24 protein-coding genes and 1 tRNA gene are annotated in these 25,206 nt (G+C 71.3%); 17 read left to right on the forward strand and 8 right to left on the reverse strand.

Translation table 11 applies throughout. The annotated features are described in order from the left end of the window. The first annotated feature begins 76 nt into the window (after positions 1 to 76). From ACSQ11_RS02650 to ACSQ11_RS02685, 8 genes are all read left to right on the forward strand, one after another. Positions 77 to 1,087 carry a peptidoglycan recognition protein family protein gene (locus tag ACSQ11_RS02650; protein ID WP_436002778.1) on the forward strand — a complete coding sequence of 337 codons (1,011 nt, stop codon included), beginning with the start codon at positions 77 to 79 and terminating at the stop codon, positions 1,085 to 1,087. Further along, complete coding sequence (locus ACSQ11_RS02655; RefSeq protein ID WP_436002779.1) at positions 1,084 to 1,590, forward strand: hypothetical protein; 507 nt, start codon at positions 1,084 to 1,086, stop codon at positions 1,588 to 1,590. The genes ACSQ11_RS02650 and ACSQ11_RS02655 overlap by 4 nt, the downstream gene beginning before the upstream one ends. Positions 1,591 to 1,645: 55 nt before the next feature. Beyond that, positions 1,646 to 1,777: a hypothetical protein gene (locus tag ACSQ11_RS02660; protein WP_436002781.1), complete on the forward strand. Its 132-nt coding sequence runs from the start codon at positions 1,646 to 1,648 to the stop codon at positions 1,775 to 1,777. Positions 1,778 to 1,792: 15 nt separating this feature from the next. Then, positions 1,793 to 2,062 (forward strand): hypothetical protein, encoded by a 270-nt coding sequence (locus ACSQ11_RS02665; RefSeq protein ID WP_436002783.1) that lies wholly within the window; start codon positions 1,793 to 1,795, stop codon positions 2,060 to 2,062. Positions 2,063 to 2,064: 2 nt separating this feature from the next. Further along, a complete protein-coding gene (locus ACSQ11_RS02670) occupies positions 2,065 to 3,285 on the forward strand; it encodes a hypothetical protein (protein WP_436002784.1) in 1,221 nt (406 codons plus the stop codon). A 13-nt stretch (positions 3,286 to 3,298) separates the two neighbouring features. Beyond that, positions 3,299 to 4,777 (forward strand): hypothetical protein, encoded by a 1,479-nt coding sequence (locus tag ACSQ11_RS02675; RefSeq protein ID WP_436002785.1) that lies wholly within the window; start codon positions 3,299 to 3,301, stop codon positions 4,775 to 4,777. Beyond that, complete coding sequence (locus ACSQ11_RS02680) at positions 4,764 to 6,323, forward strand: glycerophosphodiester phosphodiesterase (RefSeq protein ID WP_436002787.1); 1,560 nt, start codon at positions 4,764 to 4,766, stop codon at positions 6,321 to 6,323. The genes ACSQ11_RS02675 and ACSQ11_RS02680 overlap by 14 nt, the downstream gene beginning before the upstream one ends. Positions 6,324 to 6,413: 90 nt before the next feature. Then, positions 6,414 to 6,599: a hypothetical protein gene (locus tag ACSQ11_RS02685; RefSeq protein WP_436002788.1), complete on the forward strand. Its 186-nt coding sequence runs from the start codon at positions 6,414 to 6,416 to the stop codon at positions 6,597 to 6,599. On the opposite strand, the gene ACSQ11_RS02690 is transcribed toward ACSQ11_RS02685, so the two are convergent. The 6 genes from ACSQ11_RS02690 to ACSQ11_RS02715 form a co-directional block, all read right to left on the reverse strand. Beyond that, entirely contained in the window at positions 6,584 to 7,066 is a 483-nt protein-coding gene (locus ACSQ11_RS02690; RefSeq protein ID WP_436002789.1) for a hypothetical protein, read from the reverse strand. The two genes, ACSQ11_RS02685 and ACSQ11_RS02690, sit on opposite strands and share 16 nt — an antisense overlap. 107 nt (positions 7,067 to 7,173) lie before the next feature. After that, a tRNA-Thr gene (locus ACSQ11_RS02695) sits at positions 7,174 to 7,247 on the reverse strand. 113 nt (positions 7,248 to 7,360) lie between these two features. Then, positions 7,361 to 8,905 carry an alpha/beta hydrolase gene (locus ACSQ11_RS02700; RefSeq protein ID WP_436002791.1) on the reverse strand — a complete coding sequence of 515 codons (1,545 nt, stop codon included), beginning with the start codon at positions 8,903 to 8,905 and terminating at the stop codon, positions 7,361 to 7,363. Between the two features lie 78 nt (positions 8,906 to 8,983). Next, positions 8,984 to 10,123: a DNA polymerase III subunit delta' gene (locus ACSQ11_RS02705; protein ID WP_436002793.1), complete on the reverse strand. Its 1,140-nt coding sequence runs from the start codon at positions 10,121 to 10,123 to the stop codon at positions 8,984 to 8,986. Continuing rightward, positions 10,120 to 10,752, reverse strand: coding sequence for a dTMP kinase (tmk, locus tag ACSQ11_RS02710; RefSeq protein WP_436002795.1), 633 nt, complete (start codon positions 10,750 to 10,752; stop codon positions 10,120 to 10,122). Before tmk ends, ACSQ11_RS02705 begins: the two co-directional genes overlap by 4 nt. Positions 10,753 to 10,914: 162 nt before the next feature. Then, positions 10,915 to 11,703: a MerR family transcriptional regulator gene (locus ACSQ11_RS02715; RefSeq protein WP_436002797.1), complete on the reverse strand. Its 789-nt coding sequence runs from the start codon at positions 11,701 to 11,703 to the stop codon at positions 10,915 to 10,917. Between the two features lie 118 nt (positions 11,704 to 11,821). Between ACSQ11_RS02715 and aroE the strand changes: the two genes are divergently transcribed. From aroE to ACSQ11_RS02735, 4 genes are all read left to right on the forward strand, one after another. After that, on the forward strand, positions 11,822 to 12,676 hold the full coding sequence (gene aroE, locus ACSQ11_RS02720) for a shikimate dehydrogenase (RefSeq protein ID WP_436002799.1): 855 nt from the start codon (positions 11,822 to 11,824) through the stop codon (positions 12,674 to 12,676). Between the two features lie 86 nt (positions 12,677 to 12,762). Further along, positions 12,763 to 15,600, forward strand: a complete 2,838-nt coding sequence (gene topA / locus ACSQ11_RS02725; protein ID WP_436002801.1) for a type I DNA topoisomerase — start codon at positions 12,763 to 12,765, stop codon at positions 15,598 to 15,600. 202 nt (positions 15,601 to 15,802) lie between these two features. After that, positions 15,803 to 16,255: an SCP2 sterol-binding domain-containing protein gene (locus tag ACSQ11_RS02730; RefSeq protein ID WP_436002803.1), complete on the forward strand. Its 453-nt coding sequence runs from the start codon at positions 15,803 to 15,805 to the stop codon at positions 16,253 to 16,255. A gap of 3 nt (positions 16,256 to 16,258) precedes the next feature. Next, complete coding sequence (locus ACSQ11_RS02735; protein WP_436002805.1) at positions 16,259 to 17,836, forward strand: AMP-binding protein; 1,578 nt, start codon at positions 16,259 to 16,261, stop codon at positions 17,834 to 17,836. A gap of 132 nt (positions 17,837 to 17,968) precedes the next feature. Here the strand turns inward: ACSQ11_RS02735 and ACSQ11_RS02740 are convergent, their stop codons facing one another. Beyond that, the gene (locus ACSQ11_RS02740) at positions 17,969 to 18,799 is read right to left on the reverse strand and encodes an ABC transporter permease (RefSeq protein WP_436002807.1); all 831 of its coding nucleotides are present in this window, start codon (positions 18,797 to 18,799) and stop codon (positions 17,969 to 17,971) included. After that, on the reverse strand, positions 18,796 to 19,692 hold the full coding sequence (locus ACSQ11_RS02745; protein WP_436002809.1) for an ABC transporter ATP-binding protein: 897 nt from the start codon (positions 19,690 to 19,692) through the stop codon (positions 18,796 to 18,798). Before ACSQ11_RS02745 ends, ACSQ11_RS02740 begins: the two co-directional genes overlap by 4 nt. Positions 19,693 to 19,834: 142 nt before the next feature. Between ACSQ11_RS02745 and ACSQ11_RS02750 the strand changes: the two genes are divergently transcribed. The 5 genes from ACSQ11_RS02750 to ACSQ11_RS02770 are packed head-to-tail and all read left to right on the forward strand — an operon-like array spanning position 19,835 to position 25,177. Continuing rightward, on the forward strand, positions 19,835 to 21,016 hold the full coding sequence (locus tag ACSQ11_RS02750; protein WP_436002811.1) for a sensor histidine kinase: 1,182 nt from the start codon (positions 19,835 to 19,837) through the stop codon (positions 21,014 to 21,016). Continuing rightward, complete coding sequence (locus ACSQ11_RS02755) at positions 21,013 to 21,678, forward strand: response regulator (RefSeq protein ID WP_436002813.1); 666 nt, start codon at positions 21,013 to 21,015, stop codon at positions 21,676 to 21,678. The genes ACSQ11_RS02750 and ACSQ11_RS02755 overlap by 4 nt, the downstream gene beginning before the upstream one ends. Beyond that, a complete protein-coding gene (locus tag ACSQ11_RS02760; protein WP_436002815.1) occupies positions 21,665 to 23,638 on the forward strand; it encodes a diacylglycerol kinase family protein in 1,974 nt (657 codons plus the stop codon). The genes ACSQ11_RS02755 and ACSQ11_RS02760 overlap by 14 nt, the downstream gene beginning before the upstream one ends. A 57-nt stretch (positions 23,639 to 23,695) precedes the next feature. Further along, on the forward strand, positions 23,696 to 24,145 hold the full coding sequence (locus tag ACSQ11_RS02765; RefSeq protein WP_436002817.1) for a hypothetical protein: 450 nt from the start codon (positions 23,696 to 23,698) through the stop codon (positions 24,143 to 24,145). A 45-nt stretch (positions 24,146 to 24,190) separates the two neighbouring features. Further along, the gene (locus tag ACSQ11_RS02770; protein ID WP_436002819.1) at positions 24,191 to 25,177 is read left to right on the forward strand and encodes a hypothetical protein; all 987 of its coding nucleotides are present in this window, start codon (positions 24,191 to 24,193) and stop codon (positions 25,175 to 25,177) included. Positions 25,178 to 25,206: the final 29 nt, after the last annotated feature.

Here is a 25,206-nt window from a genome sequence, read left to right on the forward strand (position 1 = left end):
CCCGTCGCCGCCTCGAGCGGCCACCACCCCGAGTGCACCTCGGGGCCTTCGCCATGCCCAGACCAGGAGGACCCACATGGCACGGCTGCTCACCGACCTCGCCACCATCGCCCGCGCCGCCGGGCTCACGGTCGTCGAGATCCCCGGTTGGAAGACCCGCGGGCGTCCCGGCGACTTCAACCCCCGCGGCGTGCTCTGCCACCACACCGCCGGCGCCGGCGACACCCGGCGCACCGCCGAGCAGATGGCGCTCGAGGGCCGACCCGACCTCAAGGCACCGCTCGCGCAGCTCGCGCTCTCCCGTACCGGTGTCGTCTACGTCATGGCCGCCGGTCGCGCCAACCACGCTGGCAAGGCCAAGGCGTTCGGCGGCATACCGGCCGGCGACGGCAACGAGCTCTACGTCGGCATCGAGGCCATGAACACCGGCTTCGAGGGCTGGACTTCCGCGCAGTACTCCGCGTACGTCCGGCTCGTCGCGGCCCTGTGCACGGCGTACGGCTGGCCTGCGACCCGCGTCGCCGGGCACAAGGAGACGAGCGAGAGCGGGAAGATCGACCCCGGCAAGATGTCGATGCCCGACTTCCGCGCCGACGTCGCCCGCGCCATGAGCGCCGGCACCGACCTGCGCCGCGGCGCCACAGGCGACAAGGTCGCCCGCGTCCAGAACGCCCTCTCCCTCACCGCAGACGGCTCGTTCGGACCCGCCACCGAGGCCGCGGTCCGCACCTTCCAGACGGCCAAGGGCCTGCCTGTCACCGGTGTCGTCGACACCAAGACCTGGGCGGCCCTGTTCCCTCCCGCTTCCCCGACCCCGGCGCCCGCCCCGGTCACCCCGAACACGTCCGAGGAGGACGAGCTCATGGCACTGCAGATCCAGCACCCCACCGAGAAGGGCAAGACCTGGCCGTTCTCCCGGGCCGTCTGGTCCATCTGGACCTACGCCTTCAACGCCGCCGTCGACGCTCGCGCCACCCGTCGCATCGTCGAGGCGCTCGCCCAGAAGGGCGCACCGCTCACGGTCGACGAGACCAAGCAGGCCGTCAAGGACGCCGTCACCGAGGTCGAGCAGGAGGCGCAGGCATGAGCGCGCTCGAGCCCGCCCGCGTCATCGACCCGCCCAAGGGCGTCACGATCTTCGGTCGCGAGCCGGCCATGGTCGTCGGCTTCATCGAGGCCCTCCTCGCGCTCGCGCTGTCGTTCGCCGCGTTCATCAGCGGCGAGCAGGCCGCGCTCGTCATGGCCGTCGTCTCCGCCGCGGCCGGCTTCTACGTCGGCTACGCCACCAAGGACGTCGGCCTCGCCCGCGTCATCGGCCTCATCAAGGCCGTCGTCGCTCTGGCAGCCGGGTTCGGGTTCGCGATGTCCGACTCGCAGCAGGGCGCACTCATGGCTGCCGTCGCCGTCGGGTTCTCGCTCATCAACCGCGACCGCACCTCCCCCGTCGCTGACCCCGTCGACCCGTCGCCGCAGCAGGTCACGCCCGTGCTGCCCACCGAGGACGTCGCCAGCCAGCTCATCCCCGGCACCCTGCCGACGAGCTCGCAGACATTCGACCCGCACATCGACGACGACTACTCGGGGAGGTGACGGGCATGAAGCGGATCCTCCTCGCGGTCCTCGCGCTGGCCCTCGGCTGGCAGTGGTGACCATCGCCGGTCGCAACATCGACCTCGCCCGTCACGGTCTCGCCGAGCGCTTCATCCTCGACGCGACCGTGACGGCTCTCGTCCTCATCGGCCTCGGCCGCTACCTCTCCCGCGAACTCCCACACTGACCTGAGGACTTCCGCATGGCCATCACCGCAGCTTTCGACCGGCCCGTCTACAACCCCGGCGACCAGATGACCCTCACCGTCGTCACCGGCCCCACCGACCGCGACCAGTACGCGGAAACACCCGTGCAGGTGCGCGTGTCCGTCGCAGGCGTCGGCGAGGCCGACGTGTCCGCGGTGCTGCGCCAACCCGCCGCCGACACCGCCGTGGTCGTGGTCGACCAGGCGCGCGACTGGACCCTCACCAGCGACGACGGCGTGACGGCCGTGTTCACAGCGACGGCGTGACCGTGGCCGCCGTCAGCGTCACCGTCGTCAACGAGCAGCCGCACACCGTCACCGTCAAGGACTCGAGCACGGCCGCGGTGAAGGCTGCCCGCGACGAGCTCCTCGCATCCAAGGGCGCCGGCACGGGTGCGGCACGCAAACGGATGCTGTTCCCTCCCGGCGTGTTCGACATCCGCGAGAACGACGCGCTGCTCACCCCGTCCGACGGCAACAACGACGGCTTCTTCGGTGTCGAGATCGTCGGCTCCGGCCGGGAGACGACGACGCTGCGGTTCACACCGTCCAGCACCGGCAGCGACCCCCGCGTCGGGAACCTCATGTCCGCGAACAAGCGCCTGCGCATGGCCCGCGTCGCGGACATGACCGTCGAGTCGGCACACCCCGACGCGTCGTTCCTGTACGCCTACCACGACGGCGGCGGCGCCAACCAGAACCAAGGATGCACGTTCGAGCGCCTCAACTTCCGCGGCAACTGGAAGCGCGTGTTCGGGTTCGACGGCGGCTCCACCGCCAACCTCAACTCCGAGATGAGCTTCGCCCACATCTCCGGGCAGACCGCCACCTACAGCGACGCGTTCCTCAAGGTCGGTGGCATCTCCGGCACCTACAACCAACAGAACCAGTTTCTGGACTACTGGATGCGGGACTGCTTCTTCATCCTGGCCGGCGGCACACTGATCGACTTCGTGAAGGGCGGCAACCTGCACGTCCGCAACGGGTCGTGGTCGGCGTCGTCCAGCGCCGCGCCCGCGATGCGGTTCATCCACCTCGGCCTGAACTACAACAACCTGGGCGCGGCACAGTTCTCGTTCGAGGGTGTCCGTTTCGAGCCGAAGGCCGCGAACCATCGCGTCCTCGACTGCGAGCTCGGTCACGGCACGGTCGGGTTCCGGCACTGCACTGACCAGTCGTCGATCCAGAACACCACCTCCTACGACTACCCGTTGACGCGGGTCGTGGGGCAGTCGCCGTGGGGCTTCCCGATGCACCCCACCCTGACCTACGAGCAGTGCCACCTCGCCGGGTATGTCTCCTACGAGGGCGGGCCGGCCACTCGCGGACGCATCCGCGTCCTCGGGTCGCACCTGTACCGCGGCAACAACCACGCCCTCGCGAACCCGACGCAGGACCAGGGCGGGCAAGGGTTCCTCCGTTGGCCGGGCGGCGCACCCCGCTACCACGTCGAAGACTGCAACACCGCCGAGCGCGTCTACGCCAACTGACTCAGGAGCCCTCATGTCGTTCACCGTCACAGGCCGTCTCGAGCGCCCCGACTCCCCGGGCACGCCGCAGGCAGGCACCCTCGTGTTCACGCCGACGCCGGGCACCTTCATCGAGGACGACTCGGTCAACTTCGGTGACGTCGAGGTCGAGCTCGACGAGCAAGGCGCATTCTCGGTCGAGCTCAAGTGGAAGCCCGGCATGGTGTGGCATGTCCGCTTTCGGTACGTTGCGACAGGCTTCGAGCCCTTCACATTCGAGGCTCCCAAGGTCGACGGCGCGACGATCGATCTGCTCACCGTCACGCCCGTGCAGGTGCCGACCGGGATCGACCCCGCCCGCTACGTTGCCGTCCCGGTTCCGGGCGGGGAAGGCGGCGCAGTCGCGTCCGTCAACGGGCAGACCGGCGCTGTCGTGCTCACAGCGGCCACCGTCGGCGCGGCCACGACCACGCAGGGCGCGAAGGCCGATACGGCGTCACAGCCCGGCCACGTCCAGCCGGCGAACTCGATCACCGACCTCGCCGAGACGGTGCGCGACCTCGTCGCCGCGTTCGTCGTGGCCGGGTCTGGGGTCGTCGTCACCCATGACGACGCCGGCGACACCTTCACCATCACCGCGACGGGCGGAGGCGGAGGCGACACCGACCCGGAGATCGTGCGTGACGTGATCGGCTCCGCGCTGGTCGCCGGTACGGGCGTGCAGATCGTCGTCAACGACGCGGGCGATTCGATCACCGTCTCGTCGACGGCGGTCCAGCCCACACGGCAGATCGCCACCGGCGCCGGCCTCCTTGGCGGCGGCGACCTGTCCGCCAACCGGAGTCTCTCGGTCGACTTCTCCCAGGTCGCGACAGCAGCGCAAGGCGACAAGGCGGACAGCGCCGTCCAGCCCGCGGCGCTGACCACCGAGGCGACCGCTCGCAGCGACGGCGATGCGGCAACGCTCACCGCTGCGCAGGAGCACGCGCAGGCCCTCGTCAACGCGCTCACCGCCGCGTCCCCCGCGACGCTCGACACCCTCGCCGAGATCGCGGCCGCTCTCGGCAACGACCCCAACCTCGCGGCCACCCTCACCGCCGCGTTGGGGAAGCGCGTCCGGGTCGATGCTGCCCAGTCGCTGTCGACCCCGGAGCAGGCGCAGGCGCGGGCGAACATCGGCGCGGGCACGTCGTCGTTCGACGGCGCCTACGGTTCCCTGAGCGGGCGGCCGACGCTCGGTACCGCAGCTGCTACCGCCTCGAGCGACTACGCGCCCGCCACGCACAACCACGACAGCCGCTACTTCACCGAGACCGAGGCCGACGGCCGCTTCGTGCGCACCGTCAACGGCACCGGCCCGGACGGCGCCGGCAACGTCGTCGTCTCCGGTGAGCCCGGACCCGCGGGGGCGGACGGTGTGAGCGACGTCGTGTTCGCCGTCGGCACCACCGGCGAGGACGTGCCTGCTGGCACCCCGGCCAACACTCTGGTGGTGCTGCGTGCCGCGCCCTGACCCGCAGTGGGTCAACAAGACCCGCGCCGTCAACCAGACCGGGTCTGCGACGCTCACCATCGCCAAGCCCGCCTCGCTCGTCAACGGCGACTACCTCGTGTTCGCGGTGCGCGAGCAGAACGCCACTGTCGGGGACTACACCAACGCGCACGGCTTCACCCGGATCAGCGCCACCTACGTGCAGGACAACAACGTCCGCCTCGTGTCGGTGTGGGCCAAGTTCGTCACCGACGCCGCCGCCGAGCCCGCGAGCTACACCTTCAACCTCACCGGCGGCGGCCGGTACGTCGCCGAGATGTTCGCCGTCAAGAACGTCGACCCGAGCACCCCCACCGGTGGGGCGAGCGCGTTCGGCGGCACCGCCATCACCAACGGGCGCCGCGCCGAGGCGGTCGCGTTCACCACCGGTCGGCCCATGCTCGCCCTCTTCGTGTCCGGTCGCGAGGCCACCGCCAACCAGGCGAGCTCACCGACCTCGACGCCGGCAGGGTGGACCCTCGTCACCGACACCGACACGGGCGGCCCCGTCACAGGCTCCCGCACCACGTTCCACATGTACTCCCGCGCCTACGACACCAGCCCCACCGACGCCGCGAGCATCACCTGGGCCGCGACCGTCACCGGACCCCACGCACAGGTCGTCGTCCTGCGAGGCACCGCAGATGCGCCACCAGCTCACGACCCCGGCCCCGGGCATGCAGCGTTCGACGGCAACGGGGCCACGACGAAGGTCTACGTCACGAACGACGCCGGGCTGCCCGTCACTCCGACCGCGCTCGTGCCCATGTTCCGCGGGTTTCGCGACGTCGACGAGATGCTCGCCACGCCTGGCTTCACGATGGCGCACCGAGGCAACTCCACCCGCTACGCCGAGATGAGCCTCTACGCCTACACCCAGTCCGCCCGGCTCGGGTACGGCGTCATGGAGGTGTCGCTGGGCCGCACCAGCGACGGCGTGTTCGTCGGCCTCCACGACGACGACATCAACCGCACCTCCGGCGTCACGGGGCAGCCCGCGATCGCGTCGATGACGTGGGCACAAGTGCAGGCCTTCAACAACGTCCTCGGCGCCCAAGGCATCCCCCGCCCCTACATGAGCCTCGACCAGTACATCGCGGCATACGGAGACACCCACGTCACGATGTTCGACCCGAAGTCGATCAACCTCGCGGGCCGGCAGGCGCTCTACGCGAAGCTGCTGGCCGAGGTCGGCCCAGCGCGGGCGATCATCAAGTCCTACGGCGACTCCGCCCACATCGGGCTCGAGGCGCGAGCCGCTGGTCTGTTCTCGTGGGGGTTCTTCTACGCCGTCAACATCGGCACCGGCATCCTCGCGACGGACCACTCGTCGTGGGACTCCCTCGGCCTCGAGTACAACGCCAGCCAGGCCGACTGGGACACGCTGCTCGGGCTCGCGGGGTCACGCATCACGATCGCGCACGTCCTCCCCACGCAGGCCACCTACGACACCGCCATGTCGAAGGGCGCGTTCGGCGCGCAGGTCTCCGGCTCGCACGTCGTCCGGCCCGTCTCGTGGTGGACCTGACAGCCCGAATCCACAACATGCGACAGCGCCCCACCTCTTCGGAGGTGGGGCGCTTCTCGCGTTGTCAGGCCGCGGTCGTACCCTCACGCCGTGCTCGAGTACACCCTGGCCGACTACGACCCCGAGACCGACGGCGACGAGGTCGACTGGGCGAAGCGCCTCGATGCGCAGGGCTGGCGCACCTGGCACGAGGGTGGCGGCGCTTGGACCACGATCAACGGCCGGCGCGTGAAGCGGTGGAGCCTGCGCCGGCGGAAACCTCAGCGTGAGGCGTAGAGCTCGGCGAGCGCCGTGCGGTCGAACTCCGTGACGGTGGCGCTGCCGTGCTCGCGGTCCTCTTCGCCGCCGGCGACCATGAGGCTGCGCGACTTCTCGGTGTAGAGGTGACCGGCCAGACCGAGGCAGTGGCCGAACTCGTGCGTCAGCACGGCGTCCGTGGCGCGTGCCGGGTCCAGCCGCATCGCGCACCCGACGATCCGGTCGCCGTCCACGACCGGTTCGGCGTCGCCGCGCAGGTCGCCGCCTGCCTTGGCCGCGCCGGTCAGGTCTACCCACGACACCCGCACGTCGGCCTTGGCCGCGAACTCGACACGGAACGGGGAACCCCACTGCTGAGCCAGCTCGACCACGCGAGCGTCGTCGACGGTGACGACCGGTTGCTGCCACGTCGGCTGGACCGTGACGGCGTTCGCGCGCTGGTATGCCGTCCAGGTCAGGGCGAGCATCGTCGCGACGAACGCCACGAAGAGCACCGTCCAGACGTGCTTAGAGTGGACTTTGGAGTGTACTGACGCCAGAACCACGAACGGCTCCCCACCTGTTTATGCAGGTGGGGAGCCGTTTCTGAGTGAGCCGCTTGTCGGAATCGAACCGACGACCTATTCATTACGAGTGAATCGCTCTGGCCGACTGAGCTAAAGCGGCGCGGTGTCCGACCCTTGGGTCGAGCACGCCGCACGAGTATACGAACAACCCGGGCCCATCGCGAAACCGAGGTGGACCCGAGGCGACACCGAGCCACCCACGCCCCACGGCGCTCAGCACTCGAGGCCGTCCTCCGGCACCGTCCCCTTCGTGTAGAACGTGTCGATCGGCTTGTCGACGCAGTCGTTGGACCGCGTGTATGCCGTGTGCCCGTCACCGTCGTAGGTGATGAGCGAGGACTGGGCCAGCTGGTCGTGCAGGCGCACTGCCCACTCGTAGGGCGTCGCCGGGTCGCGCGTCGTGCCGACGACGACGATGGGGGGCGCCCCCTCCGCCGTGATCTTCGACGGTGGCTGCGACGAACGCTCGGTCTTCACCGGCCACGAGCCGCACGTGAGCGAGGACCACATGAGGAACGGGCCCCACGTCGGCGCCTCGGCCTTCGACGCCTCGGCCGCCCTGGCGTGCTCCTCGACCGAGTCCGACTCGGGCTTGTCGAGGCAGTTGACCGCGTAGATGACCTCCATGATGTTGCCGGAGTAGCCGCCACCGGGCTTGCGGTCGGCGTAGCTGTTGGCGAGCCCCATGAGCTCGGCGCCGTTGCCGGCGAGCGCCTGGCGCATCGCCTCGACGAGGCCGTCCCACATGCCCTCGTCGTACATCGCCGCGGCAATGCCGGTCGACGCCCACCCCTCGGTGAGCGCGGGGATCGCGGGGTCGCCGGTCTCGGTCAGCGGCTCGTCGTCGACCCTGGCCAAGAAGTCACGGATCCCCTGCATCACCTCGTCGACCGAGCCACCGAGGGGGCAGTCGCCCTTGTCGATGCAGAACTTCGCCCAGGCGCGGGTCGCGGTCTCGAAGCCCTTGGCCTGGCCGAGGTTGACCTCCTGGGCGGTGAGGTCGGGTGCGACGACGCCGTCGAGGACGAAGCGACCGACGAGCTGCGGGAACAGACCGGCATACGTCGCGCCGAGGTAGGTCCCGTAGGACTTGCCGAGGTAGTGCAGCTTCTTCTCGCCGAGCGCGGCCCGCAGGACGTCCATGTCCTTGGCGGCGTCGACGGTCGACACATGTCCGAGCAGCGGGCCGGCGTTGTCGGCGCACGACTGCGCGAAGCCCTTCCACCGGTCGGCGAACTCCTGGTCCTCGGCGGGGTCGTCGGGCGTGGGGTCAGCTCCCAGGAGGCCGTCGAGCTGGCTGTCGTCGACGCAGTCGATCGGGGCGGAACGGCCGACGCCGCGGGGGTCGAACCCGACGATGTCGAACCGCTGCCTCACCGACGAGCCCACGACGAAGTCGGCCGCGCGGGCGTAGTCGACACCGGACCCGCCGGGGCCACCCGGGTTGACGACGAGCGAACCGATCCGTTGCGACCCGCGCCGGGCCGGGACCTTGAGCACGGCCACCTCGATGGTGGCGCCGTCGGGCTCCTCGTAGCTCCGGGGCACCTCGAGCCGGGCGCACTGGGCGCCGCCGCAGTCCTGCCACGAGAGCTGCTGCTCGTAGAACGTGTCGGTGCCCTCCATCCCGGCCGGCGGCTCCTGCGCCGACCACGAGGGGGCGGGCGCGGACCGGTCGAAGAGGTCACCGACGGCGGTGCACCCGGATGCGACGAGGGCGACCGAGACCAGTGCTGCGGTGAGGGGCAGGCGACGCATGGCGTCGACCCTACGGGTCGAACCTGAGGTATGCCGTGCGCCCCGGCCCGCGCGAACGCCCGGTGCTGGGCCGTGCCCTCAGCGGGGCAGGCGGAGGTCGAGCGCCATCGCCTCGAGCGCGAGGAGGGGCTGGACGTTGGCGGCGATCCGCTCGCGCGCCGTGCCGATCGCGTCCATGGCGACAAGCACCCGCTCCGACGAGAGCACCTGCGCGACCTGCTGGACGACGTTGCGCGAGTCCTCGTTGACGAGCGCCGTGGGGGCTCCGGTGCGCAGGACGAGCGCGTCGCGGTAGACCGAGAGCAGGTCGACGAGGGCGCGGTCCACCATGTCGCGCGAGAAGCGGGTGGCCCGGGCCTTCTGCTCCTTCTCGAGCGAGGAGAGCTGCGAGCGGATGTGCGGCGGCTGGGTACGAGCCGTGGGGTCGGCGCCGAGCACCTCCATGAGCCGGGCCTTCTCGGCGGCGTCGCGCTCGGCCGAGGACGCCTGCGACTCCTCGGTGGCGATCGTCGACAGGTCGGCGGCCGCGTCGATGGCGTCGCCGACCGTGCGGATCTTGGACGCCAGCGTGATGACGTCGTGGCGGCGGATGCGGGCGTTCTCGTCGCGGGCCAGCCGTCGGGCGAGGCCCACGTGGGACTGGGCGGCGCGGGCGGCATACATCGCCATCGGCCGGTCGACGCCGTCGCGGCGCACGAGGAGGTCGGCCACCGACTCGACCGAGGGCGTGCGCAGCCGGACGTGCCGCGAGCGCGACCGGATGGTGATGATGACGTCCTCGACGGAGGGGGCGCAGAGCATCCAGACGGTGCGCGGCACCGGCTCCTCGAGGGCCTTGAGCAGGGCGTCGGCGGCCCGCTCGGTGAGCCGGTCGGCGTCCTCGACGATGATGACGCGCCACGCGCCGACGGACGGGCGGTGGGCGGCGAGCGCCACGAGGTCGCGGGCCTGCTCGACCTTGATCGACAGCCCCTCGGTGGCGATGACGTCGACGTCGGCGTGGGTGCCGTCGGAGGCGGTGCGGCACTCGCGGCACTGACCGCAGCCGTTGACCGGGCACTGGAGGGCGGCGGCGAACGCGCGCGCCGCGACCGAACGGCCCGAGCCCGGCGGTCCGGTGAGCAGCCACGCGTGGGTCATCGACGCCGGGTCCTCGACGGCCCGGGACAGCGTCGTGACCGCCGGCTCCTGGCCGATGACGTCGCGCCAGACGCTCACGCGGCGCCCCCGTCGAGGAGGCCGGACGACTCGAGCCGTCCCATGACGGCCGCATGGATCTGCTCGGGCGAGAGGGTGCCGTCGACGACGAGGTAGCGCTCGGGCGCGCCCTGGGCCATCGCGAGGAAGTGGTGGCGGATCGCCTCGTGGAAGGTGTCGGCCTCGGACTCGAGCCGGTCGTGGACCTCGCCCCGCCTGCTGCGCCCCTCCTCCGCCGAGATGTCGACGATGACGGTGAGGTCGGGCACGAGCGAGTCGACGGCCCACATCTGCAGGTCGTGCACCTCGACGGCCCCGAGGTCCCGACCGGCACCCTGGTAGGCGACCGAGGAGTCGGTGTAGCGGTCGGTGACGACGACGGCGCCGCGGTCCATGGCCGGCCGGATGAGCTGGTCGACGTGGTGCGCCTTGTCGGCGGCGAAGAGCAGCGCCTCGGCCCTCGGCGACACGTGGTTGCCGTGCAGGACGAGGTCGCGGATCTCGGCGCCGAGTGGGGTGCCTCCCGGCTGGCGGGTGACGACGACCTCGCGCCCGAGCGACTCCAGCGCCGCCGCGAGCAGCCGCACCTGCGTCGACTTGCCCGCGCCGTCGCCGCCCTCGAAGGCGATGAAGAGTCCCTGTCCGCTCACGGGCCGAGCCTAGGCGAGCGCGAGGACAGGCGGGCACCGCGGCGAGCGGACGGCATACGGGCGCTGTGTCAGCCATCCGGAGGGAAGCTTGAGGGTCCGGAGGGACATCTTCCCTCCGGACCCTCAAGGTTCCCGCACGGGGAGCAAAAGTTGAGACGCGGCTCAGGCGTGACGGTCGGCGTTCGCGTGGATGGCGTCGCGGACGTACTGCGCGAGCCCCGGCGCGATGCCCTCGTACGTCTTCGTGAACCGCGGGTCGGCGACGTACATGTCACCCAGGTTGCGGTGGAAGTCGTGCGAGCAGTCGTAGAACCACGTGTGGATCTGCAGGCGCGCGGCCTCGGCGGCGTCCATCGCCTCGGGTGAGGTCGCCGGGAGCCCCGCCTCGAGCGCCGCGACGAACTGTGCGTTCACCGCGTCACCCTCGGCCTTGATCTGCTCCCAGTCGGCCTTGGTGTAGCCCTTCGTGCGGCGTGCCGACTGCTTCCACGCGTCGGTCTCGCCCCAGCGCTCCTGCGCCTCCTGCTGGTACTCGTCCTTGAACCCGTCGCCGAAGATCTCCTTGAGGTCCTCGTGGGTCGCCGGCTGCTCGTTCATCTCTCGCTCCATCGCCTTGTCGATCGCGTCGACGAGCCCCCTGAGCTCGTCGACCTTGTGCATGACCGCGACACGCTGGCGCCGAAGGTGCTCGATCGTCGAGCCGTCGCCGCGCAGCAGGGCCGCCACCTCGTCCAGCGGCAGGTCGAGCCGCCGGTAGGTGACGATGGTCGCCAGCCGCTCGAGGTCGTCGGCCGTGTAGAGGCGGTAGCCGGCGTGCGAGCGCTCCGACGGCGTGAGCAGCCCGACCTCGTCGTAGTGGTGCAGCGTCCGCACCGTCACGCCGAAGGTCGCGGCCACCTGTCCCACCGTGAGCAGCTCGTCCACCGTCACAGTCTCTCGTGTCGTGGTCATGGGACCACCGTGACGGCTCACGTCGCGTGAGGGTCAAGTCGTTTCTCAGACCACCGCGTCGTATGCCGTGCGCCCCCCATCCGTGGCGGACGCACCTCCCGCGGTGGGAAGGTGGGCCATGGGCTTCCTGAGCACGCTGACCGGCTCCTTCTCCACCCCGGCCGACGACAACCCGACGGTGGCGATGATGGAGGCGGCCTACGCGGCGGCGGGGCTCGACGCCCGCTACGTCAACGTCGACGTCTCCTCGGCCGACCTCGCCGACGCGGTCCTCGGGGCCAGGGCGATGGGCTGGGTCGGCTTCAACTGCTCGATGCCGCACAAGGTTGCCGTCATCGACCACCTCGACGGGCTGGGCGAGTCGGCCGAGCTCATCGGCGCCGTCAACTGCGTCGTCGCCCGGGACGGCGGCCTCATCGGTGAGAACACCGACGGCCGTGGCTTCGTCGAGGCGATGCGCGAGCAACGCCACCCCGCCGGCACGCACGTCGTCGTCCTCGGAGCGGGTGGGGCAGGGCGCGCCATCGCCGTCGAGTCCGCGCTGGCCGGTGCCGCCCGGATCACCGTCGTCAACCGCAACGCCTCGCGCGGGGAGGCGCTCGCCGCCCTCGTCGACCAGCACACCGGCGCGGACGCGGACTTCCAGCCGTGGACCGAGTCGTATGCCGTCCCGACCAGCGCCGATGTCGTCGTCAACGCCACCTCGGTGGGACTCGGCAACCCCGACGAGCTGGTCGCGGTGGACGTCGAGAGCCTGCGGCCCGAGCTCCTCGTGGCCGACGTCATTCCCAACCCGCCGCGGACGGCATACCTGCGCGAAGCGGAGCGCACGGGCGCCGCCAAGCTCGACGGGCTCGGCATGCTCGTCGCGCAGGGAGCGGTTGCGATCGAGCTGTGGCTGGGCGTCACGCCGAACCGCGACGTCATGCGGGCGCGACTGTCCGAGGTCCTGGGTCTGGATTCGACGATCTGAGCCGAGCCTGTACCGTCAGGGCCGTTCCCTCGTAGGAGCAGCGACGAATCCGCTGCACGAGGTGATCAGCAAAGGACAGGTGCGCCATGAGCCCCACCACGAAGGCCCCCACGGGCCGCAAGCTCGTCATCGTCGAGTCGCCGGCCAAGGCCAAGACGATCGCCGGCTACCTCGGCCCGGACTGGGACGTCGAGGCCTCCGTCGGCCACATCCGCGACATCCCGACCCCCTCGGAGATGCCCGCCGAGATCAAGAAGGGGCCGTTCGGCAAGTTCGGCGTCGACGTCGACAACGACTTCGAGCCCTACTACGTCGTCGACAGCGACAAGAAGAAGAAGGTCGCCGAGCTCAAGCGGCTGCTCAAGGGCGCCGACGAGCTCTACCTCGCCACGGATGAGGACCGCGAGGGCGAGGCGATCGCCTGGCACCTCCTCGAGACCCTCCAGCCCAAGGTCCCCGTCAAGCGGATGGTCTTCCACGAGATCACCAAGGAGGCCATCCAGCGCGCAGCCTCCAACACCCGCGACCTCGACACGGCCCTCGTCGACGCGCAGGAGACCCGCCGCATCCTCGACCGCCTCTACGGCTACGAGATCTCGCCGGTCCTGTGGCGCAAGGTCAAGGCCGGGCTCTCCGCCGGACGTGTCCAGTCCGTCGCCACCCGCATGGTCGTCGAGCGCGAGCGCGAGCGGATGGCCTTCCGGTCCGCGAACTACTGGGACGTCGAGGGCGAGTTCACGCCCGACGCCGAGTCCTCCGCGTTCACGGCGCGCCTGTCGTCGGTCGACGGCCGCCGCGTGGCCACCGGCCGTGACTTCGGCGACGACGGCCACCTCAAGGGCGACGTCGCACACCTCGACGAGACCGCCGCGACCGGCATCGCCACCGCCGTCCTCACCGCCGACGTGTCGGTCGTCTCGGTCGCCGAGAAGCCCTACACCCGACGCCCGAGCGCGCCGTTCACGACGTCAACCCTCCAGCAGGAGGCGTCGCGCAAGCTGCGCCTGTCCTCGAAGAACGCGATGCGCGTGGCGCAGCGGCTCTACGAGAACGGCTACATCACCTACATGCGTACCGACTCGACGGCCCTGTCGCAGTCGGCGCTCACCGCGGCCCGCCAGCAGGCGCGCGACCTCTACGGCGGCGACTACGTCCCCGACGCGCCGCGCAACTACGCCAAGAAGGTCAAGAACGCGCAGGAGGCCCACGAGGCGATCCGCCCCGCCGGTGACCGCTTCCGCACCCCGGCCCAGGTTGCCGGCGAGCTGCGCGGCGACGAGTTCGCCCTCTACGAGCTCATCTGGAAGCGCACCATCGCCTCGCAGATGGCCGACGCCCGCGGGTCCACGGCCACGGTCAAGCTCGGCGCGGACCTCGCTGCCGGGGCCCCGGCCGAGCGCGTCGAGTTCACCGCGAGCGGCACGGTCATCACGTTCCGAGGCTTCCTCGCGGCCTACGAGGAGGGCCGGGACGAGCAGCGCAACGCGACGGCCGACGAGGAGCGACGCCTCCCCCGCCTCGGCGAGGGCACCGCGCTCACGGTCATCCGGGCCGAGGCCGGCGGGCACGACACCTCGCCACCCGCCCGCTACACCGAGGCCACGCTCGTCAAGGCCATGGAGGAGAAGGGCATCGGCCGCCCGTCGACCTACGCCTCCACCATCGGCACCATCCAGGACCGCGGCTACGTCTCCAACCGCGGCAACGCGCTCGTGCCGTCGTGGTTGGCGTTCGCGGTGACCCGGCTCATGGAGGAGCACTTCACCCGGCTCGTGGACTACGACTTCACGGCGTCGATGGAGGAGGACCTCGACGAGATCGCCGGCGGCAACGCGCAGCGTGCGACCTGGCTCAAGCGGTTCTACTTCGGTGACGAGGCGTCGTCGAGCGAGGGGCTGCGCGACCTCGTCGCCGACCTCGGCGACATCGACGCCCGCGGAATCTCCACGATCGAGATCGGCGACGGCATCGTCGTGCGCGTGGGCCGCTACGGCCCCTACGTCGAGGAGGTCGCGCCGGCCGGTGTCGACCCGCTGACCGGTGAGGTCTCCGAGTCGTATGCCGGTGACTCGGCCTCCGATTCGGGTGCCGGTTCTGGTTCGGGCGAGGGGTCGACGCCGCGGCGCGCGACCATCAACGACGACATCGCCCCCGACGAGATGACGCCCGAGAAGGCGCGTGAGCTGCTCGCGACCGCGGCCGACGACGGCCGCGTCCTCGGCCAGGACCCGGAGAACGGCCGCGACATCGTGGCCAAGGCAGGGCGCTACGGGCCCTACGTCACCGAGGTGCTGGACGAGGAGACCGCTGCGCTCAAGGGCAAGGCCAAGGTCAAGCCCCGCACCGCGTCGCTCTTCGCCGACATGGACCTCGCGACCATCGAGCTCGAGACGGCGCTCAAGCTGCTGTCGCTGCCGCGCGTCGTGGGTGTGGTCGACGAGACGGTCACCGGCGAGGACGGCAAGGAGTCGACCAAGAAGGTCGAGATCACGGCGCAGAACGGCCGCTACGGTCCCTACCTCAAGAAGGGCACCGACTCGCGCTCGCTCGAGACCGAGCAGCAGCTGTTCGACATCACGCTCGAGCAGGCCGAGGCGATCTACGCCCAGCCCAAGCAGCGTGGCCGCGCCGCGGCGAAGCCGCCGCTCAAGGAGTTCGGCCCCGACCCCGTGTCGGGCAAGCCGGTCGTCGTCAAGGACGGTCGCTTCGGCGAGTACGTCACCGACGGCGAGACCAACACGACGCTCCGCCGTGACGACGACCTCGAGACGCTCACCGCCGAGCGCGCCTTCGAGATGCTCGCCGAGAAGCGCGCCAAGGGCCCGACGACCCGCAAGCGCGCTGCCAAGAAGACGACGAAGAAGTCGGCCGCGAAGAAGACGGCCAAGAAGGCGACGGCGAAGAAGGCCACCAAGAAGGCCTGACGCCACGCAGGACTCCCGGCCGGGATGAAGGTCCCACGGAACGCGGCCCCTACGCCGCACTCCGTGGGACCTTCCGCGTTCGATGTCTGCACCGGACAGGCGTGGTGTGACCGGAGGCACAGGGAGCGAGCCGTTGTCGCTCCACCTACCCGCAAGTAGGGTCGAGGCTGATCCCCTGACCTCAACGAGGAGGAGCCTCGCGATGACCAGCATCGACCCCACCACCTTCGGCACCATGAGCGCCGCGGAGTTCGCCGACACCGTGAAGAAGGCCTCTGACAAGGAGATCAACGAGGTCATGGGCGGCGAGCACCGCACCGCCATCCTCGACGCGATCTTCGAGCGCTTCCCCACCCTGTTCAACCCCGAGAAGGCCAAGGGCGCCGACGCCCGCGTCAACTGGCGCATCACCGGTGGCCCCGGCGGCACGGACGACACCTACGCCGTCGTCGTCAAGGACGGCACCTGCACGATCGAGAAGAGCCCGACCGCCGAGCCCAAGACCTCGATCATGCTCGGCCCGGCCGAGTTCGCGAAGCTCATCACCGGCTCGGGCAACCCGACGATGATGGTGATGATGGGCAAGGTCAAGGCCCGCGGGGACCTCAGCGCGGCGATGGCCTTCCAGAACTGGTTCGACACGCCGAAGGGCTGAGCCATGGCGATCAGCCTGCTCACCGTCGGCACCGTCATGGCCCGGCGGGGCATGCTCGCGCCCGCTCCTCCGTACCGTCAGGTGGCCCAGCTGCTCGCGCTCAAGAAGTGGGGCTTCGGCCTCGGCGGCGAGCTGCGCCAGGCGGCCAACCGCAGCCCCGACCAGGTCGCCGTCATCGACGAGGACCAGGGTCCGGTGACGTACTCGGACCTGTTGGCGCGCAGCGAGAAGGCGTCGGCACTGCTGCGCGGCAAGGGTTTCGAGCCCGGTCAGCGGCTGGGACTCCTGGCCCGCAACCACGTCGGCGCCATCGAGATCATGACCGGCGCCTCGGCGGTCGGCATCGACCTCGTCCTCCTCAACACCGGCCTGTCGTCCGGCCAGCTGGCACAGGTCGTGGATCAGCAGGAGGTCGTCGGGGTCATCCACGACGACGAGTTCGACGCGGCGGTGCAGGACCTGCCCGACACCCTCACGGTGGTCCGCGAGAGCGACTGGTCGGCCGAGCTCGACGCCGCACCCGCCGCGCCCTCGCTCGCCCCACCGGCCAGGGGCGGCCGCACGATCATCCTGACGTCCGGCACCACCGGCACCCCCAAGGGCGCCGCCCGCAAGACGCCGGGCGGCTTCGGCCCGCTCATCTCGATCATCGAGCGCATCCCGCTGCACGCCGAGGACCGCACCCTCATCAGCGCCCCGATCTTCCACACCTGGGGCTACGCCGCGATGCAGCTGGCCTTCGCGATGCGGTCGACGATCGTGCTGCAGCGGCGCTTCGACCCGCAGCGGGCCAAGGACGCGCTCGAGACGCACTCGTGCCACACGATGTTCGCGATCCCCGTCATGCTCCAGCGGATGATGGAGCTGCCGGCGGACCCGCAGGGTCGCAGCCGGCGCCCCCACCTCCGCGTCGTGGCGACCTCGGGCTCGGCCTACCCGCACGGGTTCACGACGAGGTTCATGGACGAGTACGGCGACGTCCTCCACAACCTCTACGGCTCGACCGAGGCGTCCTGGGTCTGCATCGCGACGCCGCAGGACCTGCGCCGCGACCCGGACACCGCCGGCACCCCGCCCCTCGGGACGGTCGTGCGCATCCTCGACGCGGACGGCCAGGACGTGGAGCCCGGCGAGACCGGCCGCCTCTTCTGCGGCAACGACCTCGTCTTCGAGGGCTACACCTCCGGGGACAGCAAGGACTTCGTCGACGGCCTCGTCTCCACGGGCGACATGGGCCACGAGAAGGACGGGCTGTTCTACGTCGACGGTCGCGACGACGACATGATCGTCAGCGGCGGCGAGAACGTCTACCCGATCGAGGTCGAGTCGCTCCTCGTCGAGCACCCCGCGGTCCGCGAGGTCTCGGTCGTCGGCGTCCCCGACCCCGAGTTCGGGCAGCGGCTCGCCGCCTTCATCGCGCTCCAGGACGGCCACGACCTCACCGAGGACGAGGTCAAGGAGCACGTCAAGGCCCACCGCGCCCGGCACTGCGTCCCGCGCGAGGTGCACTTCCTCGACGAGCTGCCCCGCAACGCGACCGGCAAGGTCCTCGCGCGCGAGCTGCGCGACCGCATCGGCTGAGACAGGCACACGGCAGACGCACAGGCGCCCCCGGTGGGGGATGCTCGATGGGCCCCTGAACCCCACCGAGCACCCTCCGCCGGGGGCGCCTGCCGTATGCCGGCCGCCCACCCGGGGCGGCCGGCCTTCGGGCTACTTCACCTCGCGGTGCATGACCCTCCAGGCGCCGAGGAGAAGGGGCAGGAGCACCCACACCCCGAACGACGTCGACAGCTGGCCCCAGTTCTCACCGGTCATCGACCCGCTGAACAGCGGCTCGGTGACCTGGTTGAGGTCGAGCCACTTGCTCGGCTCCGCCAGCGACGACACGAGACTCACCGCGATGGTCCAGAGCGTCGGCAGGAGGAGGGAGGCAACGATCGCGAACGGGGTGTTGAGGAAGACGAACCCGAACGCGAGCCCCTGGAGGACATAGATCGCGAAGCCGAGGACGACGCCGAGCCCGACCTTCCACGTGACGTCCCACGCGCCGCTGCCGTCGCCCACGGACGCCCCGACGACGTTGGCCAGTGCGGCGAAGACGAACGCCGCCGCCGTGACGACGAGTCCGAGGATGAGGGCCGCGACGACCTTGGCGACGACGACCCGGCCGCGTCGCGGCTCGAGGGTGAACGTCACGAGGCCGGTGCGCTGGCTCCACTCCGCCGTCGCGGCCATGATGCCGAGGATCGGCAGGAGCATGGCGAGCGGCAGCGCCGTGAAGCCGAGGAACGACTCGTAGGTCATCTCGTCGGACTCACCCCAGATGAGCAGCGCCGTGACGACGACGAGCGAGATCGACGACATGACGATGAGCATCCAGCGTCCGGCCTTGGTGTCGACCATCTTGCGGAGCTCGACGTGGATGAGCCGCTGCATCGGCACGCCCGGCCGGCCGTCGGCACCCGGCGTCGAGGTCGGCTGCACGAGGCTCGGGTCGAGCGCCGGGTTGCGGGCCTCGGTGCTGGTGTCGGTGGTGGTCATGCTGCGGTCCCTTCGCGTGACGTGGCTGCGGTGAGGCTGAGGAACATCTCCTCGAGGCCCTCGGACCCGCCGGAGCGGAGCTCGAGGAGGACGATGCGCTCGTCCAGGGCGATCTGCCCGACGACACCGGGCTCGGCGTCGACGACGAGGCCCGAGGCGATGTCGGTGACGGGGACCTCGGCGCGCTGGAGCGCGGCGTGCAGGGCCTTGTCGTCGGTCGAGCGGACGGTGGTGCCGCCGCGGCTGAGCAGCTCGTCCTTGGTGCCCTGGGCGACGATCTGGCCGCGGCCGATCATCACGAGGTCGTCGGCGATGACCTGAACCTCGTGGAGCAGGTGGCTCGACAGGAGCACGGTGCCACCGCCGTCGGCGAAGCCGCGGAGCAGGCCGCGCATCCAGTGGATGCCCTGCGGGTCGAGGCCGTTGGCCGGCTCGTCGAGGATGAGCACTTCGGGCTGTCCGAGCAGCGCCGACGCCAGGCCGAGCCGCTGCCGCATGCCGAGCGAGTAGTTGCGGACCCGGCGTCCCGCCTCCTCGTCGGTGAGCCCGACGAGGGCCAGCGCCTCGTCGACGCGCGCTCTGGACACCCCGATCTGGATCGCGGCGAGCCGCAGGACCTCGCGACCGGTACGGCCGGGGTGCTGGGCGGAGGCGTCGAGCATGACGCCGACCTGGCGTCCGGGGTTGTGCAGGTCGCGGTAGGGCTTGCCGAGGACGGTGGACCCACCGCTCGTCGGCGGCGTCAGCCCGGTCATCATCCGCATGGCCGTGGACTTGCCTGCGCCGTTCGGCCCGAGGAAGCCGACGACGCTGCCGGGGCGCACCTCGAAGGAGATGCCGTCCACCGCGGTGAAACTGCCGTAGCGCTTCGTGAGGTTCTCGACTGTGATCATGGTGTCCACCCTGCCGTCGTGGCCGGGTCGCCCACATCGGCCGCCGGTCCCGAGCGGCATACGACTTTGGTATGCCGTGGGCGCACCTCCCGCAGCCCGGAGTCTGACGCGCTCGCGCGCGCCGGCTGCCTAGGCTCGTGCCATGCCCGACACCTCCGCGCCCGAGTACGGCCGCCTCGGCTCCGTGTGGCGCTGGTCGCTGGCGGGCTTCATCAGCCTCGTCGCGTGGGGGTTCACCGGTGTCGCCATGGCCGACGCCAACATCGACGACGAGCCGATCATCGCTTGGTTCTTCGTCGGCGACCTCGCGCTGGGGCTCGTCTCGGTGCTCCTCATCCGGGTGCGCCACCGCTGGCCGCTGGGCGTCTCCGTCGTCACCAACCTCTTCGCGTGCGTGTCGACGAGCGCCGCCGGGCCGGCGACCTGGGCAGTGGGATCGGTCGCGGCCCGCCACCGGTGGCGCGACGTCGCGGTCGTCGCTCCCCTCGTGGTCGTCTCCGGCATCATCCAGGAGCGCTTCTACCCGGGGGAAGACGAGCTGCCCGTGTGGGCCGCGATCCTCTTCGGCGCCCTCATCGCGGGCATCGTCATCGCGGTCGGCTACGCCATGGGCGCGCAGCGCGACCTCATGGCGTCGCTGCGCGAGCGCGCCGTCACCGCCGAGCGCGAGCAGCAGGCCCGCGTCGCCCAGGCCCAGGCGGCCGAACGGACCCGCATCGCTCGCGAGATGCATGACGTTCTCGCGCACCGCATCTCGCTCGTCGCGATGCACGCCGGTGCACTGAGCTATCGCACCGACCTCGCGCCCGAGGAGCAGGCCACGGCGGCAAGGACCATCGAGGAGAACGCCCACCAGGCGCTGCGAGACCTGCGCGACGTCCTCGGCGTCCTGCGCGACCCCACCCTCCCCGACGCCGCGGCACCCGAGCGCCCGCAGCCGGTGCTCGCCGACATCGCCGCGCTGGTCGCCGAGGAGCGCGCCGGCGGGATGCGGGTGAGCCTCGACGAGTCCTGCGCGGGTGACGTGCCCGACGGACTGGGGCGGACGGCATACCGGATCGTCCAGGAGGCCCTGACCAACGCACGCAAGCACGCCAACGGCACCTCGGTGACGGTGAGCCTCACCGGCTCGCCGGACGACGGTCTCACCGTCACGGTCCGCAACGCTGCACGGGTCGGCGCGCGTGGGACCCGCCTGCCCGAGTCGGGGCTCGGGCTTCTCGGCCTCGACGAGCGGGTCGCCCTCACCGGTGGACGCCTCCGGCACGGGCCGGACTCCACCGGGGGCTACGTCGTCGAGGCGTGGATACCGTGGGGCCCGTGAGCGACCCTGCACCGATCCGGCTGGCCATCGTCGACGACGACCCGATGGTCCGCGCCGCCCTCGGCATGATGCTCGGCGGCAACTCCGGGATCACGGTGGTGGGCGAGGCGAGCAACGGCGAGGAGGCCCTCACCCTCGTGCCGTCGTCCCGTGCCGAGGTCGTGCTCATGGACATCCGTATGCCGTTGCGCGACGGCCTGAGTGCGACCGAGGTTCTGCTCGGCCGGGACCCGTCGCTCAAAGTCATCGTGCTGACGACGTTCGACGCCGACGACATGGTGCTCAGGGCGCTGCGCCTCGGGGCCGCCGGCTTCATGCTCAAGGACACCCCGCCGGCCCGGCTCGTCGAGGCGGTGCGGACCGTCGCCTCGGGCCAGCCGATGCTGTCGCCCAGCGTCACGGCCCAGCTCATCGCCGCCGTGGCCGGCCCGGCGTCGGCCTCGGACGACCGTGCCGACGCCCGCTCCCGCCTGGCCGGCCTCACCGAGCGTGAGCGCGAGGTCGCCGACGCCGTCGGTCGCGGGCTGAGCAACGCAGAGATCTCGGCCGAGCTGTTCATGAGCGTTCCCACCGTGAAGACCCACGTCGGACGCCTGTTCACCAAGCTCGGCGTCGACAACCGGGTCCAGGTCGCGATCCTCGTCCACGATGCCGCGGAGTGAGCCGTCGGTGGCCCCCGTCGAGCACCTCTGTGGGGTCGTCGTCCACCCCCTCAAGGCACGCAGCGGCGAGGCGGTCGCCGCGGTGCGACGCGCGACGCGACGCCGCGGGTGGCCCGAGCCCGTCGTGCTCGAGACCACGCGCGACTCCCCCGGCACCGACGAGGTCGTCGAGCTCCTCGCGCGTGGCGTGGACCGCATCGTCGCGGTCGGCGGCGACGGGACCGTGCGCGAGGTCGCGGCGGCCCTGTCCCGCTCGGGGGCCTCGGCGGACCGCGTGGCGCTCGGTGTCGTACCGACCGGGACGGCGAACCTCTGGTCCCGCACCATCAGCCTGCACGGTGAGGCGTTCGACGTCGTCGTGGACCTCGCGGTCGACGGCCCCGTGCGCGACAGCGACCTCGCCTGGGTGACCGTGACGAGCGCCGACGGCACGACCCGCACCCATGACATCGCGGTCGTCGCCGGCGTCGGGATGGACGCCGAGGCGTTCGCGGCGACCGACGAGCGCAGCAAGGTGAGGGTGGGCTGGGCGGCGTACTTCGCCGCGCTGGCGCGGCGGGCGGTCGGCGACCCGGTGACCGTTCGACTGGGTCTGGACTCACGGCCCGGTGAGCCCGAACCCGTGCGCACCGTCCTCGTCGGCAACTGCCGGGTCCTGCCACTCGGGCTGCCGCTCATGCCCTCGGCGTCGATGACCGACGGGCGGCTCGACGTGCTCGTGGTGGCACCGCGCACCGTCGTCGGGTGGCTCGGCGTCGCCGCCGGGATCGTCGCCCGGCGCCGTGACCGATGGACCGGCCTGCGCACCCACCGGACCCGTCACGTCGTCATCGACGTCGACGAACCGACGGCCGTCCACGTGGACGGAGACCCGGTCGGCGACGCCGTACGCCTCGAGCTGGGGGTCCGGCCCGGCGCGGTGCTCGTCCGCTGCCGCGCCGAGCCCCGCGACACCGAGTCCGAGGTGCGTCGCCTCCTCGACGGGTCCGAGCGCGACCTCGCGGCTCTCGCCGACGCGCTGCAGCACGGCCACAGCTGGTCCTCCGACCACGCCCGCGAGCTGCTCGTCCGCGACGCGTTCCTCGCGCTCACCGGCGCCGACCTCACCCGGTTCAAGAGCCTGCTCAACGCCGGCCCCGACCACCGCGACCTCGAACACCTCGTCTTCGACGTCGTCCAGGACGAGGGGGTGCGGGCCGACGTCCTCGACCACATCGCCGCCCAGGCCGCCCTCGTCGAGGTGCCCGACCTCCACGTGCTCAGCGACATCGACGACACCCTGCGCTGCGCGCTGCACGACGACCGCTACCCGCGCGGGACGCTCTACCCGGGTGTCATCGCGCTCTACCGCGCTCTCGATGCCGGCCACGCCGCCGACCCGGAGGCTCCCGGCGACCTCACCTTCGTCACAGCGCGACCGATGGACCCCGCCGGGCTCATCGAACAGCACACCCGCCGTGGACTGCGCGAGCTCGGCCTGCCGCCGCACTCGGTCCTCTCGGGCACCTTCGGCGGGCTGCGCGACCACGACTCGATGGCGGGCGCCAAGCTCGAGAACTTCCGCCACTTCCGGGCGCTCATGCCCGAGACCGAGGTCGTCTTCATCGGCGACAGCGGCCAGGGCGATGTCGAGGTCGGGCGCCGCATGCTCGCCGAGGATCCGTCGGCCGTGCGGCTCGTCCTCATCCACGACGTCGTCGACACCCCCGCCGACGAGCGAGCGACCCTGCGATCCGAGGGCATCGTCGTCGTCGACACCCCCGTGGGCGGTGCCCTCGAGGCGTATGCCGTCGGGCTCGTCTCCGCGGACGGTCTCGCCTCCGTGGTCGACGCTGCGGAGCGGGACCTCGCCCGGATCGACTGGGAGTCGCCCGAGCAGGCGTCGGCGACCACCGCGCTCCTCGAGCGGGACCTCGCAGCGGCGCGAACGGCATACGAGGGGACTCGCCCCACCCCTTGACTTCTGGACAGTGACACTATCCAATGTTGGGAAGTCCCACTATCCAAGGAGATCCGCATGACTCTGCTCGCCGACCCCCACGCCTTGGCGACCGTCGGGGCCGTCCTGTCCGACGAGTCGCGCACGACCGCGGGCATCCTCCTGCTCGCGCTCGTCACCGTCGAGACCGGCGGCCTCTACATGGTCAAGATCGTCAGCGGCCGCGCCGGCGTGACGGAGTTCCAGGAGAAGTTCGCCCGCGCCGGTCACGCCCATGCCGGCGTCCTGCTCGTCCTCGCCCTGCTCTGTCAGGTGCTCGCGGACTCGACCGACCAGTCCGGTGCGCTCGGGTGGCTCTCACGGTCGGGCGTCGCCGTCGCGGCCCTCCTCATGCCCGGTGGGTTCTTCTTCTCGTCGATGGGTCAGGGGCGCACGAGCCCCAACCGGCTCATCTGGATGGTGTTCGCCGGCGCCGTGGTGCTCGCCGCCGGGCTGCTCTCGCTCGGCATCGGCCTGCTGACCGCTTGACGACTGGGCCGTGACTTCGGCCGTCCGACGTGCCCAGAATGGTTGATGGTCACCCCAGCGAGCCCGTCCCGCCGCCAGCTCCTGACCGGCGCCGCAGCCTCGGTTGTCGCGTCCACCAGCGCCATCGCTTCCCCCGCCGAAGCCGGACGGCGCCGCGCCGGGCCGGCTCCCGAGACCGTGCCGCTGCCCGACGGCATCCGGCCCGAGGGCATCACCTCCGGCCCCGGTACCCGCTTCTACGTCGGGTCGCTCGCCGACGGACGGATCGTGGCCGGCGACCTCCTCACCGGGAGGTCCTCGACGCTGTTGGCCGGCGCGACCGGACGGGCCCTGCGCGGGCTCTTCTGGGACTCGCGGACCAACCTCGTCTGGGCGGCCGGCAACGTCGGCTCGGTCGGGCACGTCTGGGCCGTCGACGGCACGACCGGCACCGTCGTCCGTGACGTGGTCGTCCCCGGCGCGGTCTTCCTCAACGACCTCGTCGTCCTCGGCAACGCGGTGTGGGTCACCGACTCCCGCGTCGTCCCGGACCGGCTCACCCGCATCGCCCTCACGGCGGGCGGCGCACCCACCGCCGCGGCACCGACCTTCGTCCCGCTCACCGGGGCCTGGCCGCAGGGCAACGGCACCGACGTCAACGCCAACGGGATCCGTGCCCTCGCCGACGGCAGCCTCGTCCTCAACAACTCGCGGGTCGGTGGCCTCTGGCAGGTCGACCCCGCCACCGGTGACACCTCCGAGATCCCCGTGAGCGGCGGCCCCGGCATCACCGGCGGCGACGGTCTCGTGCTCGACGGACGCTTCCTCTACAACGTGCGCGGGTCGGGCCAGGCCGAGGTCTCGGTGCTCGAGCTCGTCCCGGTCGGCAGTGCGTGGGCGGCCCGGTGGCGGGGCGCACGCACCGACGAGACCCTCGACGTGCCGTCGACCGCGACCCTCGCCGGAGGATGGCTGTGGGCCGTCAACGCCCGGTTCGGCGTCGCGTCACCGGGCACCGCGTCGTACTGGGTGACCCGCCTTCCCGCGCGCTGATCCCGAGGGACGGGACCACGGCCCCCGAT

It is taken from the genome of Knoellia sp. LjRoot47, assembly GCF_964253435.1.
In the GTDB taxonomy this organism is placed as follows: Bacteria; Actinomycetota; Actinomycetes; order Actinomycetales; family Dermatophilaceae; genus Knoellia.